At 74.3% G+C, this 13,642-nt stretch carries 13 protein-coding genes; 5 read left to right on the top strand and 8 right to left on the bottom strand.

Annotated features, from left to right (window positions below):
* Nucleotides 1-25 precede the first annotated feature (25 nt).
* Complete coding sequence (locus FVA95_RS13085) at nt 26-598, bottom strand: TetR family transcriptional regulator (RefSeq protein WP_149664462.1); 573 nt, start codon at nt 596-598, stop codon at nt 26-28.
* A 95-nt stretch (nt 599-693) separates the two neighbouring features.
* Between FVA95_RS13085 and FVA95_RS13090 the strand changes: the two genes are divergently transcribed.
* Nucleotides 694-1,605, top strand: a complete 912-nt coding sequence (locus tag FVA95_RS13090) for an SDR family oxidoreductase (RefSeq protein WP_149664463.1) — start codon at nt 694-696, stop codon at nt 1,603-1,605.
* A gap of 67 nt (nt 1,606-1,672) precedes the next feature.
* Here the strand turns inward: FVA95_RS13090 and FVA95_RS13095 are convergent, their stop codons facing one another.
* Nucleotides 1,673-2,071 carry a cytochrome c oxidase subunit 4 gene (locus tag FVA95_RS13095; protein WP_020628301.1) on the bottom strand — a complete coding sequence of 133 codons (399 nt, stop codon included), beginning with the start codon at nt 2,069-2,071 and terminating at the stop codon, nt 1,673-1,675.
* A gap of 16 nt (nt 2,072-2,087) precedes the next feature.
* A complete protein-coding gene (locus FVA95_RS13100) occupies nt 2,088-3,038 on the bottom strand; it encodes a cytochrome c oxidase subunit II (protein ID WP_020628302.1) in 951 nt (316 codons plus the stop codon).
* Between the two features lie 294 nt (nt 3,039-3,332).
* Between FVA95_RS13100 and asnB the strand changes: the two genes are divergently transcribed.
* On the top strand, nt 3,333-5,279 hold the full coding sequence (asnB, locus tag FVA95_RS13105) for an asparagine synthase (glutamine-hydrolyzing) (protein ID WP_149664464.1): 1,947 nt from the start codon (nt 3,333-3,335) through the stop codon (nt 5,277-5,279).
* 67 nt (nt 5,280-5,346) lie between these two features.
* Here the strand turns inward: asnB and FVA95_RS13110 are convergent, their stop codons facing one another.
* From FVA95_RS13110 to FVA95_RS13120, 3 genes are all read right to left on the bottom strand, one after another.
* Nucleotides 5,347-6,282: a carbohydrate kinase family protein gene (locus FVA95_RS13110; RefSeq protein WP_149664465.1), complete on the bottom strand. Its 936-nt coding sequence runs from the start codon at nt 6,280-6,282 to the stop codon at nt 5,347-5,349.
* A 124-nt stretch (nt 6,283-6,406) separates the two neighbouring features.
* Entirely contained in the window at nt 6,407-6,778 is a 372-nt protein-coding gene (locus tag FVA95_RS13115) for an iron-sulfur cluster assembly accessory protein (protein WP_020628305.1), read from the bottom strand.
* 125 nt (nt 6,779-6,903) lie between these two features.
* Nucleotides 6,904-8,019 carry a glycerate kinase gene (locus tag FVA95_RS13120; protein ID WP_149664466.1) on the bottom strand — a complete coding sequence of 372 codons (1,116 nt, stop codon included), beginning with the start codon at nt 8,017-8,019 and terminating at the stop codon, nt 6,904-6,906.
* 38 nt (nt 8,020-8,057) lie between these two features.
* Here FVA95_RS13120 and FVA95_RS13125 point away from each other — a divergent pair, with 38 nt between their 5' ends.
* A complete protein-coding gene (locus FVA95_RS13125; RefSeq protein ID WP_149664467.1) occupies nt 8,058-8,723 on the top strand; it encodes a DUF3043 domain-containing protein in 666 nt (221 codons plus the stop codon).
* Nucleotides 8,724-8,747: 24 nt separating this feature from the next.
* On the opposite strand, the gene FVA95_RS13130 is transcribed toward FVA95_RS13125, so the two are convergent.
* The gene (locus FVA95_RS13130) at nt 8,748-9,308 is read right to left on the bottom strand and encodes a VOC family protein (RefSeq protein WP_368667325.1); all 561 of its coding nucleotides are present in this window, start codon (nt 9,306-9,308) and stop codon (nt 8,748-8,750) included.
* Nucleotides 9,309-9,403: 95 nt separating this feature from the next.
* Between FVA95_RS13130 and FVA95_RS32875 the strand changes: the two genes are divergently transcribed.
* Complete coding sequence (locus tag FVA95_RS32875; RefSeq protein WP_161992298.1) at nt 9,404-11,272, top strand: bifunctional adenosylcobinamide kinase/adenosylcobinamide-phosphate guanylyltransferase; 1,869 nt, start codon at nt 9,404-9,406, stop codon at nt 11,270-11,272.
* Complete coding sequence (locus FVA95_RS13140) at nt 11,269-12,093, top strand: adenosylcobinamide-GDP ribazoletransferase (RefSeq protein ID WP_149664469.1); 825 nt, start codon at nt 11,269-11,271, stop codon at nt 12,091-12,093. The genes FVA95_RS32875 and FVA95_RS13140 overlap by 4 nt, the downstream gene beginning before the upstream one ends.
* A 16-nt stretch (nt 12,094-12,109) precedes the next feature.
* Here the strand turns inward: FVA95_RS13140 and FVA95_RS13145 are convergent, their stop codons facing one another.
* On the bottom strand, nt 12,110-13,552 hold the full coding sequence (locus FVA95_RS13145; protein ID WP_240051453.1) for an FAD-dependent monooxygenase: 1,443 nt from the start codon (nt 13,550-13,552) through the stop codon (nt 12,110-12,112).
* Nucleotides 13,553-13,642: the final 90 nt, after the last annotated feature.

The following is a 13,642-nucleotide window of genomic DNA, read 5'->3' on the forward strand; positions in this document are numbered from 1 at the left end:
CGGTCCGGCCCGTCCGGGCCGCCGGTCATCCGCCGGCGAGCACCTGGCGCAGTGCCGCGGACACCACTCTGATCTCCGCCACGAGGTCACCCGGCACGGGGGCGGAGACCCAGCGGGTGAACGCGGTGCGGAACACCGCGACGCCCGCCTCGGCCGCGACGGTCGCACCCGGCTCGCTCACGCCACGGTCGCGCAGTCCCTCGGCGAGCACCCGCGTGACCGCCTCCATCTTCACCAACTCCCGCTCGCGCAGCGAGACGTTCGCCATGAGCACCCCCTGCCGGCGCCGCGCGAACTCCCACCCTGGATCGAACGCGTCGGCCGCGCGCTCCAGCGCGGTGCCCAGCGCACGCTCGGGCGGCACGTCCGGGCCCACGGCGGCCAACCCCGCGGCGAACAGGCCGACGAACGACTGCCCCGAGTCCCCGCCGAACAGCACCTCCCGCTTGTCGGGGTAGTGCCGGAAGAACGTCCGCTTGGTGACCCCGGCCCGGGACGCGATGTCCTCCACCGTCGTGCCGTCGAAACCGTGCTCCTCGAACAGGTCCAGGGCCGCTCCACGCAGCCGCCCGGCGGCGTCCGGCTCCCATCTGCCCATGCGCGCAGCCTACGGGATGACACCTCGTGTCATCCCGGTGTACGGTAACGACACCAGGTGACATCACCTGGTCGTATCCCTCACGGAGGCACCTCATGCGCATCCTCGTCACCGGGGCGACCGGCTGGATCGGCTCCGCCCTCGTCCCCGAGCTCCTCGGGGCGGGCCACCGCGTCGTCGGGCTCGCCCGGTCCGACGCCGGCTCGGCCGCTCTCGACTCCGCGGGAGCCGAGGTCGTCCGGGGCGACCTGGACGACCTCGACCTGCTGTCCGCCACGGCCGCGCAGGTCGACGGCGTCGTCCACCTCGCCTTCAAGCACGACCTGGCCTTCGGTGGCGACTTCCCCGCCGCGGTCGCCGCGGACCGGGCGGCCGTCGGCGCACTCGCCGCACCGCTGAAGGGCACCGGCCGTCCGCTCGTCATCGCCTCCGGACTGGCCGGACACCACTCCGGCACGCCCGTCACCGAGGACGACCCGCCCGCCGCCGACAGCCCGGCGGCGCACCGCATGGTCACCGAGCGGGACGTCCTGGCCCTCGCCTCGGCGGACGTGCGCTCGGCGAGCGTGCGGCTCGCCCCCACCGTGCACGGCGCGGGCGACACCGGGTTCGTGTCCGTGCTCGTCGAGACCGCACGCCGGACCGGGATCAGCGGCCAGGTCGGCGACGGGAGCAACCACTGGCCCGCCGTGCACGTCACCGACGCGGCGCGGCTGTTCCGGCTGGCCTGCGAGTCCGCCCCGGCCGGGACGGTGCTGCACGCCGCGGGCGAGCAGGGTGTGCCGATGCGCGAGATCGCCGGCGCGATCGGCCGCGGGCTCGACGTGCCGGTGCAGGAGGTGCAGCCGGAGCACTTCGGCCACCTGGGCGCCTTCGCCGCACTCGACGTCGTCGCCCTCAGCGACCGGACCCGGGCGCTGCTCGGGTGGCGGCCGGAGGGACCCACGCTCGTCGAGGACATCGAGCGGCACTACACCAGGACCACCACGGCACAGCCGACGAGCTGAGGCCCCGGCAACGACGAACGGCCCCGCCCCGGAATCCCGGGCGGGGCCGTGCGTGCGGTGCGGTGGATCAGTGGGCGGCGGGGCCCCGGTGGTACTCGAACACCAGCCCGCCGACGGCGATCAGCACCAGCGTCATGCCGACGACGATCATCCAGGCGTACCAGAACGCCACACCCAGCGCGGCGAACGCCGCCGCGGCGGCCAGACCCAGGGGCCAGTAGCTGCCGGGAGAGAAGAAGCCCACCTCACCGGCGCCGTCGGACACCTCGGCCTCGGGGTTGTCCTCGGGACGCTCCTCCAGGCGGCGCGAGACGAACCGGAAGTACGTGCCGACGATCAGCGACAGCCCCGCGGTCAGCCACAGCGCGGTCACGCCGACGACCTCACCGGCGATGAACATGTACGCCAGCGCGGCCAGGATGAAGAAGCCGGTGACGATCTCGAAGAGCCGGGACTCGATCTTCATGGGTGCGCGTCCTCCCTCAGCCCGTGACCTGCGCGGCGAGCTGGCCGCGGTCGGTCGAGAACGGCTGCGTGCTGATCGCCTCCGGCGCGCACCACTCGCCGCAGTTCAGCGCCTGCAGCGCCTCACCGGTCGAGTAGGCCTGCCCGGTCTGCGGGTTGATCTCCTTGCGGAGCTGGATGTACCGGTCGAACAGCGCGGGCTCCAGGGCACGCACCTCGAAGTTCATCTGCGAGTGGTAGGTGCCGCACAGCTCGGCGCAGCGGCCGACGAACGCACCCTCACGGTCGATCCGGTCGATGATGTAGGTGTTGTCCTGCTCGTTCCGCTCCGGGAACGGGAAGACGTCGCGCTTGAAGAGGAACTCCGGCACGTAGAACGAGTGGATGACGTCGGGCGAGCGCTGCGTGAACTGGATCGACCGGTCGGTCGGGAGGACCATGATCGGGATCGTGTCGCTCGTGCCCAGCGTGCTCACCGGGCGTCCGCCCGGGCCGGCCTCGTCGGGGTAGGAGAACTCCCAGTTCCACTGGAACCCGACGATGTCGACCCGCAGGTCGGCCGGGCCACCCGCGGTCGGGTTCTCCTTGTCGACGAAGTTCTGCACGTTCACCGTGAAGCCGAAGAGCACGGCGACGATGACGGTCGGGATGGCGGTGAAGACGAGCTCGACCGGCAGGTTGTACTGCGTCTGGCGCGGCAGCGAGCCGTCGTCGTCCTTGCGCTTGCGGTGCAGGATCATCGCCCAGAACATCGCGCCCCAGGTGATGACACCGACGATCAGCGCCGCGATCGCGGACCAGGTCCACAGGTGACGCATCGACTCGGCTTCGGGGGTCACCCCCTCGGGCCACCCGAACCGGATGACCTCCTGGACCGAGCAACCGGCCAGAGCCGGCGCCGCCAGCAGGCCGACCACGGCCACCTTCGCCGCCCGGGCGATCCGGGAGCGGCCTTCGGTTCGGGCCACTGCACGCCGCCTTCCTGTCGTCTCCTGCGTACGCCGCACTGCCAGCACGTTCTTCCTTGCTCCGCCGTCACGACACCGCGGCCGAAGGGGATCTTGTGCCACCCGTATGGAGCACCGTCTTCGACCTCGCGTAGAGCCTAGACGAACCCCGGTCGGGCCGCGCCCCCCGGGGGTTCCCGGCCGGCGCGTGAACGTCGTCACCACCGCAGGGGAAACCGGCAGTCTCTCAGCGGGAAGACCGTTTCGCACCGGGGCGCGCGAGACCCGTCCGGCTGACTCGGCATACTGACCGATGTGTGCGGACTGCTGGGATTGCTGACCGCCGGGGCGGACGCCGCGACCCGGGTCGACCCGATCGCCGACGGGCTGCGCTGTGCGCGGCACCGGGGACCCGACGAGAGCGAGACGTGGAACGACCACGACCTCGTCCTGGGGTTCAACCGGTTGTCGATCATCGACGTGGACCATTCCCACCAACCCCTGCACTGGGGGCCGGTGCCGGGAGAGGACACCCGCTACACGATCGTCTTCAACGGCGAGATCTACAACTACCTCGAGCTCCGTGAGGAGCTGATCGAGACCTACGACGCGGCCTTCGCCACCGACGGCGACGGCGAGGTCATCGTCGCTGCGTTCCACTACTGGGGCCCCGACGCCGTCCAGCGCCTGCGCGGCATGTTCGCCTTCGCCATCTGGGACGTCGTGGAGCGCGAGCTGTTCCTGGCCCGCGACCCGTTCGGCATCAAGCCGCTGTTCCTGGCCACCACCCCGGTCGGCACCGCGTTCGCCAGCGAGAAGAAGTCGCTGCTCTCCCTGGCCGGTGAGCTCGAGATCGGGCTCGACCTGGAGCCGGCCGCGCTGCAGCACTACCTGACCCTGCAGTACGTGCCCGAGCCGATGTCGCTGCACCGGATGATCTCGCGCGTCGAGTCCGGCACGCACGTCACCGTGCGCCCCGGCGAGGAGCCGCTGCACCAGCGGTACTTCGCGCCGAAGTTCATCTCGCTGCCCAGCCACGCCCCGGCCAGCGCCGAGGCGGAGGCGATCGTGCACGGCGAGATCGCCGACGTGCTGCGCGACTCGGTCGCCAAGCACATGCGGGCCGACGTCACCGTCGGCGCGTTCCTGTCCGGCGGGATCGACTCCACCGCGATCGCGGCGCTGGCCAAGGAGCACAACCCGAACCTGATCACCTTCACCACCGGGTTCGAGCGCGAGGGCTACTCCGAGGTCGACGTGGCCGCCGAGTCCGCCGCGGCGATCGGCGTGCGGCACGTCGTCCGCACCGTCAAGCCGGACGAGATGATGGAGGCCCTGCCGCTCATCATCTGGTACCTCGACGACCCGGTCGCCGACCCGGCGCTGGCCCCGCTGTGGTTCATCGCCCGCGAGGCCCGCCAGCACGTCAAGGTCGTCCTGTCCGGCGAGGGCGCCGACGAGCTGTTCGGCGGCTACTCGATCTACCGCGAGCCGCTGTCGCTGTCGCCGTTCGAGAAGGTCCCCGGCACGCTCAAGCCGCTCATGCGCCGGGCCTCCCGCAAGATGCCCGAGGGCATGCGGGGCAAGGACCTGCTGCGCCGCGGGTCGCTGTCGATGGAGCAGCGCTACTACGGCAACGCCCGCATCTTCCGCGACGACCAGCTCCACGAGGTCCTGCGCGGCTACGACCCGCGGGTGTCGCACCAGGACGTGACGGCGCCGCACTACTTCGCCAGCCACGACTGGGACCCGGTCGCCCGGATGCAGCACGTGGACCTGTTCACCTGGCTGCGTGGCGACATCCTGGTCAAGGCCGACAAGATGACGATGGCGCACTCGCTGGAGCTGCGGGTGCCGTTCCTCGACCCCGAGGTCTTCGACATCGCCTCGTCGCTGCCGCAGTCGCAGAAGATCACCCACGGCTCGAACGGGACCACGAAGTACGCGCTGCGCCGGGCCTGCGAGGGCATCATCCCGCCGCACGTGCTGAACCGGCCGAAGCTGGGCTTCCCGGTGCCGATCCGACACTGGCTGCGCGACGAGATGTACGCCTGGGCGCGCGACATCCTGCAGAACTCGGGCGCCGGGCACCTGATCGACCTGCAGGCCGTGCACCGCATGCTCGACGCGCACCGCGAGGGCCCGGTCGACCACTCCCGCCGGATCTGGGCGGTGCTGGTCTTCCTGCTGTGGCACGGGATCTTCGTCGAGAAGCGGATCGTTCCCGAGGTCCCGACCCCGACCTACCCGGTCAAGATCTGAGCGGTCCCCGCACGACGACGGGCCGGCACCCCCTCGGGGGGTGCCGGCCCGTTCGGCTACGGCGGGGTCAGCCGGGCAGGACGGCCCGGATCTCGTCGGCGGCGGCGTCACCGAACGCGTCGCGCAGCCGGACGAGGGCGGCGTCGCGGTCCCAGGTCCACTCCTGCGGGCCGTCGGACTCCAGGACGTAGGTCGCGATGAGCGCGCCCAGCTGGGCCGAGCGCTCCAGCGACAGCCCGGCGCCGAGCGCGGTGAGGAACCCGGCGCGCCAGGCGTCACCGACACCGGTCGGGTCGACCAGCTCGGTCGGCGGGACGACGTCGATCCGGGTCTCGGTGCCGTCGGCCTCGACGATCAGCGCCCCCCGCTCGCCGAAGGTGGTGATCCGGGTGCCGACCTTGGCGCCGATCTCCTCGGCGGTCCAGCCGGTCTTCTTGAGCAGCAGCTCGAACTCGTAGTCGTTGGTCACCAGGTAGGTGGCGCCCTCGATGAGGCGCTTCACCTCGGGACCCTCCATGCGGGCCAGCTGCTGGGACGGGTCGGCGAGGAAGGGGTAGCCCTTCTCCCGGCACTCGTCGGTGTGGCGCAGCATCGCGTCGGGGTCGCTGGCGCCGATGAGCACCAGGTCGAACCCGCCGACGCGCTCGGCGATCGGGGCGAGCTCGATCTCCTTCGACTTGGCCATGGCGCCGGTGTAGAAGGACGCGATCTGCCGCATGTCGTCGTCGGTGGTGCAGACGAAGCGGGCGGTGTGGACGTCGTCGTGGGTGTGCACCCCGGAGGAGTCGACGCCCAGGTCGTCGAGGACCTTCCGGTACTCGGCGAAGTCGGCGCCGACGGCGCCGATCAGCACCGGGTTCTGGCCGAGCACACCGAGGGCGAAGGCGATGTTGCCGGCCACGCCGCCCCGGCGGATCGTCAGGTCGTCGACCAGGAAGCTGACCGAGATCCGGTCGAGCTGCTCGGCGAGGATCTGCTCGGAGAACTTCCCGGGAAAGTGCATGAGATTGTCGGAGGCGATCGACCCCGTCACGGCAATAGGCACACGGGGGAGCCTACGTCACCCGAGCCGAAGGGCCCCGCCGGAGATCACCGGCGGGGCCCTTCGGAGGTGCTGTCGTGCGACGTCAGTTGAAGCTGTCGCCACAGGCGCAGGACCCGCCCGCGTTCGGGTTGTCGATCGTGAAGCCCTGCTTCTCGATGGTGTCGACGAAGTCGATCGTGGCGCCCTGCAGGTACGGGGCGCTCATCCGGTCGACGCCGACCTTGAGACCGTGGAAGTCACGGAAGAGGTCACCGTCGAGCGACCGGTCGTCGAAGAACAGCTGGTAGCGCAGGCCAGCGCAGCCACCGGGCTGCACGGCGATGCGCAGGTGCATGTCGTCACGGCCCTCCTGCTCGAGCAGGGTGCGCGCCTTGACGGCAGCGGAGTCGGTCAGCTCCACGCCGTGCGTCTGCTCCGTGGTCGCGCCCGCGTTCACGGTGTTGTCAACGGTCATGACTCTCCCAACAACGTGCGTGGTCCGCCCTGTTCCCACCGGGCGTCGGAATCCATAGTACGACGTCCCGCAGGTCCGCATCCGCGCGGAGACCGTGCGATTCGTCGCCGGAAGGGTGACGGGGATCACCGGCTCCAGCGCGGGGCGACACGTTCGGCCAGGTGGGCGAGGGTCCCGGCCGGGTCGGCCAGCGAGGCCTCCAGCCCGAACTCCTCGGCCACCCCGAACGCGGCGTCGACCCCCGCCGCGGCGGCCTCCCGTCGCCCGACGCTCACCTGACCGGCCAGCACCACGCACGGCGTGCCGCGGTCGGCCGCGCCCCGGGCGACGGCGGTGACGAGCTTGCCGCGCAGCGACTGCCAGTCGAAGCTGCCCTCCCCGGTCACCGCGACGTCGGCGGCGTCCAGCTCGGCGTCGAGCCCGACCAGGCCGCGGACCAGCCCGGCACCGGACTCGACCCGCGCACCGAGGGCGAGCAGCGCGGCACCGAGACCGCCCGCGGCCCCCGCCGAGGGCAGGTCGCGCACCTCGTGCCCGGCCAGGCCGGCGAGCACCCCGGCGAACACGGTCAGCGCGCGGTCCAGCTCGGTGACCGCGGCGTCGTCGGCGCCCTTCTGCGGGCCGAACACCGCGGCGGCGCCGTGCGGTCCGAGCAGCGGGTTGTCGACGTCGCTCGCCGCGACCAGGGTCATCCCGCCCAGGTCGGGTGTCCCGTCGAGGCGGGCACAGCAGTCCAGGGACGCGCCGCCGGGTGGGAGCGGGAGACCGTCCTCGTCGACGGGGACGGCGCCGAGGGCGGCCAGCAGGCCTGCGCCGCCGTCGGTGGTGGCGGACCCGCCCAGCCCCACGACGGCGGTGGTGACCCCGGCGTCCCGGGCGGCGGCGAGCAGCTCCCCCACCCCGGAGGTCGTCGCGGTACGGGCGACCCCGGGGATCCGGTCCTCGCGCGGGACGTGGTGCAGGCCGCACGCCGAGGCGCACTCCAGGTAGGCCGTGTCCCCGACGCGCAGCCAGGACCCGGTCACCGGGTCGCCGAGCGGACCGGTGACCTCCTGCTCGTGCAGGGTCCCGCCGAGCGCGGTGTGCAGCACCTCCGCGAAGCCGGTGCCCCCGTCGGCGAGGGGGACGATCGCGACGTCGGCGCCGGGCACCCCGCGACGCCAGCCCGCGGCGATCGCCTCGGCCGCCTCCCGTGCGCTCAGCGTTCCGCCGAACGAGTCGGGAGCCACCACGATGCGCATGCGGGGCAGGCTAGCGGCGGCCCGTATTGTGAGCTCCTGTGAGGTTCCTGCGCCGCTCCGAGAGCTCCGACCAGGCCGGTCAGACGGCCGTCGAGTCCCCGGCGGACACGGACGCTGCGGAGACGGAGGACGAGGGCGCGACCCGCTCGCGTCCCCGCACCACCCCCGGCAAGGGCCGGGCGACGCCGAAGCGCCGTGACGCCGAAGGCAGGCGGCGCGGCCCCGCGCCGCCCCCGCCGCGCACCCAGCGGGAGGCCGCGAAGCTGGCCCGCGCCAGCCGGCCGTCGAAGGACGAGCGCCGGGCGAAGGCGCTGGAGCGCCGCAAGCGGATGGACGCCGGCGACGACCGCGTGCTGCTCCCCCGTGACCGCGGCAAGGTGCGGGCGTACGTGCGTGACATCGTCGACTCGCGCCCGCACGTCATCGGGTTGTTCCTGCCGCTGGCCGCGCTCGTGCTGGTCGCGGCGCTGATCCAGAACCCGATGATCCAGCAGTACGTCACGCTGTTCACGTTCCTGATGCTGATCGTGATGGTCGTCGAGGGCACCCTGCTGGGCATGCAGGTCCTGAGGAAGGCCCGCGCGAAGTTCCCCGACGAGGAGATCAAGGGCCTCGGCACCGGGTGGTACGCGTTCTCCCGTGCCACCCAGCCGCGACGGATGCGGGTGCCCAAGCCGCGCGTCAAGCGCGGCGACACGGTCTGACACCGTCCCGGCGGGCCCCTGCTCTCAGAGCACGAGCGGCCCGCCGGGCAGGTCCAGCACGGCCTGCAGCGTCGGCGTCTCCCCCGCGGCGACCTCGGCCTGCCCGCCCGCGCCGAGCGCGTCGAGCAGCGCGGCCACCCGCTCCGGCTCGGGATGGGTCAGGCGCAGCGTCCGCAGGCTCGCCGGGACCGGGAGGTCGGCGGCCGGGTGCCGGGTGGTGCCCCAGTCGATGAGGAACGGCAGCACCCCGCCCGCGTCGTCGGGCGGGAACGCGAGCCGCCACGCCAGGAGCGTGCCGTCCGGGCGTCTGCGGGACATCTCCCGGGCCGGTCCCGGGTCGTGCCCGGCGGCGCGGGCCGCGGCGAGCGCGGCGTCGAGGTCCTCGACACGCACCGCCCAGGTCACCAGGGCGGGCGCGGTCAGGGTGTCGATCCGGAACGGGCGCGGTGCGCCCGGCTCGTCCTGGGCGGGGTCGGGGCCGACGACCTCCAGGTAGCGGCCCGGCCCGATCCCGGCCAGCCGGTTGCGGGTGCCCACACCGACGTGCGGCCCGCCCTCGATCGTGTGGAGATGACGTCCGGCCAGGTCAGCGGCGGTGTCGTCGACGTCGGGGTGGCCAGGACCAGATGATCGAGCACCTTCGCGACGCTACCGGGGACCGGTAGGACACGATGTGCGGTGTGACTCCTCCCGTCGAACTGCGGACACTCGTCCTCGGGGGCACGCGCTCCGGCAAGTCGCGGCACGCCGAGGAACTGCTCGAGGGGCTTCCCGGCGACGCGGCGGTCCGCTACCTGGCGACCGGTCGGCGGATCCCCGGCGACACCGACTGGGACGCGCGCATCGCCGCGCACGCCGCCCGGCGGCCCGCGCACTGGACCACCGAGGAGGTCGTCGGCACCGAGCTGGCCACCGCCCTCGCCCGGCCCGGCCCGGTGCTGGTCGACGACCTGGCGACCTGGCTGACCGGGGTCCTCGACGACGCCGGCGCCTGGGCCGCACCGGTCGTGCCCGCCGGCGTCGACGCCGCCGTCGACGGGTTGGTCGCCGCGGTCGCCGCCGCGCCCGGGCCGCTGGTGCTGGTGTCCGCCGAGACCGGGCTGGGCGTCGTGCCGGACACCCGCGCCGGGCGGCTGTTCCGCGACTGCCTCGGCGAGCTGAACGCCGCCGTCGCGCGGGTGTGCGACGACGTCGTGCTGGTGGTGGCGGGGCGGGCGCTCGCGCTGCCCCCGGGTGGCACCGGATCCGGTGCCGGGACTCCGGCCGCAGCCACCCCGGCAGCAGCCACGCCGGTGGCGGAGACCCCGGAGCCCGAGGTCCCCGCTGCCGGGGCCGCCGGGACGGAGGTCGCGGATCCCGCCGGGGACGTCGCCGGCACCCCGGCCGGGGTGCCGGGTGCGGTCGTCCCCGCGACCGGAGCCGCCGCGGGCGCCGTCGCCGGGGCCGCGCCGACGCCCGACTCGGTGTCGGAGTCCGACGTGGAGATCGTCCCGGTCACCGTCGGGCGGCCGGACTCCCGCAGCCGCCGCGAGGCCGTCGCGCTGGTCGACGGGCTCGCGATGCCCACCGGCGGGCTCGGCAGGCTCGGTGAGCTGGGTGTGTGGCTGGCCTCCTGCCAGGGCGCCTGCCCGCCGCAGGCCCCGGTGCGTGCCCGGGTGGTGCTGCTCGCCGCCGACCACGGCATCGCCGCGAACGGTGTCTCGGCCTACCCGCCCGAGGTGTCCGCGGTGCGGGCGACCGCCGCCGCGGCCGGACGGCTGCCGGTGACCGTCGCCGCGCGGGCCGCCGGGGCGACCGTGCGGGTCGTCGACGTCGGGCTGGTGTCCGGGGCCGAGGGTGCCGAACCGGGCTGGCTCGTCGCCCACGGCACCGGCCGGATCGACCGCGAGGACGCCCTCGACGGTGAGCGCGCCACCGCCGCCTGGCTGACCGGGCGCCGGCTGGCCGACGCCGAGATCGACGCCGGGGCGGACCTGCTGATCCCGGCGACGCTCGCCGTCGGCGTGACGACCCCGGCCGCGACGCTGGTCGCGGCCGTGACCGGGGCCGAGCCGGTCGCCGTCGTGGGGCGGGCGTCGGGGATCGACGACCGCGCCTGGATGCGCAAGGCCGTCGCGATCCGCGACGCGCTGCGCCGGGCCCGTCCGCACCTGCGCGATCCGCTGGCGCTGCTGCGCACCGTCGGGGGCACGGACCTGATCGTGCTCGCCGGTTTCCTCGCCCGGGCCGCGGAGCGGAAGGTGCCCGCGGTGCTCGACGGTCTGGCGGTCGGCGCGGCGGCGCTGCTGGCCGACGAGCTGGCCCCCGGGGCGAAGGACTGGTGGGTCGCGGCGCAGCCGTCGACCGAACCGGCCGCGACGCTCGTCCTGGAGCACCTGTCGCTGGTGCCGCTGCTGGACCTGGCGGTGCGCACCGAGGACGGCACCGCCGCGGTGACGGCGCTGCCGCTGCTGGTCGGCGCGGCGCGGCTGCTCGCCGAGACCGGGACCGCGCGCGAGACCGGCGTCGTGCCGGGCGACGTGACCGCGGCGGCCGGCGCCGGGCGGTGAGCGGGCCCCGGCCGGGTCCCCTCGCCGGGCTCGCGCTGGCGGTCAGCTGGCTGACCGTGGTGCCGGCCCGGGTGCGCACCGCCGACGACGGCGCGCTGCCCGACGGCGTCGCCGCGGCCGCGCTGCGCTGGGCGCCGCTGGTCGGTGCCGGGCTCGGCGTCGCGGGCGGGGCGCTGCTCACCGGTCTGGTCGCGGCCGGGGTGTCCCCGCTGGTCGCGGGCCTGCTCACGGTCGGGGCGGGTGCCCTGGCGACGCGCGGGATGCACGTCGACGGCATCGCCGACACCGCCGACGGTCTCGGCAGCTACGGCCCGCCGGAGCGGGCCCTGCGGATCATGGCCGACGGCGGGGCGGGACCGTTCGCCGTCGTCACGCTGCTGGTGGTGCTGGGCGCCCGCGCCGCGGCTCTCGCCCAGCTGGTGGCCGCGCCACCGGTGGTCGTGCTGGTGGTCTGTGCGCTGGCCGCGGCGACCGGGCGCGCCGGGTTCTGCTGGGTCGCGCGCCGCGGCACGCCCGCCGCGCGCCCGGGTGGTCTCGGTGCGACGGTCGCCGGGTCACAGCCGGTGTGGGTCGCGCCGCTGTGGTGGGCCGGGCTGGCCTCGGCCGCCGCCGTGGCGCTGGCCGCGACGGGACCGGCGGGCACCGGCGTGACGACGGTGGCCGTGGTGGGGGCGGTCCTGCTCGCGGCGCTGCTGGTGGTGGGGCTGGCCCACCACACCCGGCGCCGGTTCGGCGGGATGAGCGGCGACGTGCTGGGCGCGGCCTGCGAGGTGGGCGGCACCGCCGTCCTCGTCGTGCTGGCAGCCGCGCTCCCGGGCTGACGGGCCGCCGAGGGCGTCACCGCGGTTCCCCGAACCAGCGGCCGAGGGCGACGTCGAGGGTCGACGGGTCGCCGGCCCAGCAGACGTAACCGTCGGGCCGGACCAGCAGAGCGTCGGTGTCGGTGCCCCGGCCGGCGCGCTGGATCCGGCCGCTCCAGCGGCGCTCCTGATCGCCGTAGTGGTCCCGGGGATCGACGAGCACACCACCACCGGCGCGCAGGAGCTCGTGGAGCCGGGCCGGACCGAGGTCGACGTCGGGGGCGGGACGACCGACCATCGGGTGCTCTCCCGCGCCGGGCATCGGATAGCGGACGGTCCGGCCGGAGAGCGTCTCGGTCAGCCTCCGACGCACCTCCGGCAGCGCGGCCAGCTCGACGACGAGGTCGCGGGCCGCCGTGACGCCGGGGGATCCGGTGCCGGCCCAGTCCATCAGCAGGCTCTGGGCCGCGACGTTGCGCAGGACCGCGGCGCCGACCGGGTGGCGCTCGTCGTGGTAGGTGTCGAGCAATCCGGGCCCGGCCCAACCGTGCACGGCGGCGCCGAGCTTCCACCCGAGGTTCATCGCGTCCTGGATGCCGGTGTTCATGCCCTGGGCGCCGAGGGGCAGGTGGACGTGGGCGGCGTCGCCGGCCAGGAACACCCGTCCGTGCCGGTAGCGGGCGGCCTGGCGGGCGGCGTCGGTGATCCGGTAGGCGTAGCTGGTCTCCAGCAGCTCCACGGCCGTCCCGTACACCGCCCGCAGGCCGTCGCGGATCTCCTCCTCGGTGACGGGGACGTCGCGGGGCCGCGACCGCGGCCCGCCCAGGGCCAGGCGGTGCAGTGGGCGCCCCTGCCGGTCGGTGCCGAGGGGGAAGATCTCGGTCCAGGTCCCGTCGTCGCCACGGGTGTGGGTGACGAGCTGGTACTCACCGCTGAGCCGGACGTCGGCAGCGACGACGGTCACCGTCCCCGGCGTGCCGGGGAACGGCTCGTCGAGCAGGGAGCGCACGGTGCTGCGTCCACCGTCGGCGGCGACGAGCCAGCGTGCGCGCAGTGTGGTGCCGTCGGCGCAGAGGGCGGTGACCGCGTCGTCGTCCCGGGTGAGCGCCGTCAGCTCGCACGCGCGCCGGGCGCGTACGCCGTGCGTGGCGAGGTGCCCCTCCAGCAGCTTCTCGATCTCCACCTGCGGCGCGGTCCGCCACGCCAGCCGCTCATCGGGATCGTCGAGCCGGATGCCGGCGAAGTGGGCCGGGACCGCCACGGCGAAGTCCTGGGCGAGCAGGGGCTCCAGCAGGCCTCGCTGGTCGAGCGCCTCCTGGGTGCGGGGCTGGATCCCCCCGGCCTTGGACAGCGTGCTGCGCTCGGCCAACCGGTCGACCAGGACGAACGGCACCTGCGCGAGGCGCAGCTCCTCGGCCAGTACGAGACCGGTGGGCCCGGCCCCCACCACGAGTACCTCGGTGTCCACGGGGTCTGTCATCGGAAGCTCCTCGGGTCGGTGTGTCCGCGTCGGGCCGACTGTTCACGGAGTTCGGTAATCACCGCCGCTGAACCGCACGGATCCGGCGGA

The organism is Pseudonocardia sp. EV170527-09, assembly GCF_008369905.1.
Classification (GTDB): domain Bacteria; phylum Actinomycetota; class Actinomycetes; order Mycobacteriales; family Pseudonocardiaceae; genus Pseudonocardia.

Excerpts from the sequence above, each read along its gene's own strand:
- FVA95_RS13090 (WP_149664463.1), top strand. The coding sequence starts at position 694 with ATGCGCATCCTCGTCACCGGGGCGACCGGCTGGATCGGCTCCGCCCTC.
- FVA95_RS13120 (WP_149664466.1), bottom strand. The coding sequence starts at position 8,019 with ATGCGCATCGTGGTGGCTCCCGACTCGTTCGGCGGAACGCTGAGCGCA.
- FVA95_RS13115 (WP_020628305.1), bottom strand. The coding sequence starts at position 6,778 with ATGACCGTTGACAACACCGTGAACGCGGGCGCGACCACGGAGCAGACG.
- FVA95_RS13110 (WP_149664465.1), bottom strand. The coding sequence starts at position 6,282 with ATGCACTTTCCCGGGAAGTTCTCCGAGCAGATCCTCGCCGAGCAGCTC.
- FVA95_RS13145 (WP_240051453.1), bottom strand. The coding sequence starts at position 13,552 with ATGACAGACCCCGTGGACACCGAGGTACTCGTGGTGGGGGCCGGGCCC.
- FVA95_RS13095 (WP_020628301.1), bottom strand. The coding sequence starts at position 2,071 with ATGAAGATCGAGTCCCGGCTCTTCGAGATCGTCACCGGCTTCTTCATC.
- FVA95_RS13085 (WP_149664462.1), bottom strand. The coding sequence starts at position 598 with ATGGGCAGATGGGAGCCGGACGCCGCCGGGCGGCTGCGTGGAGCGGCC.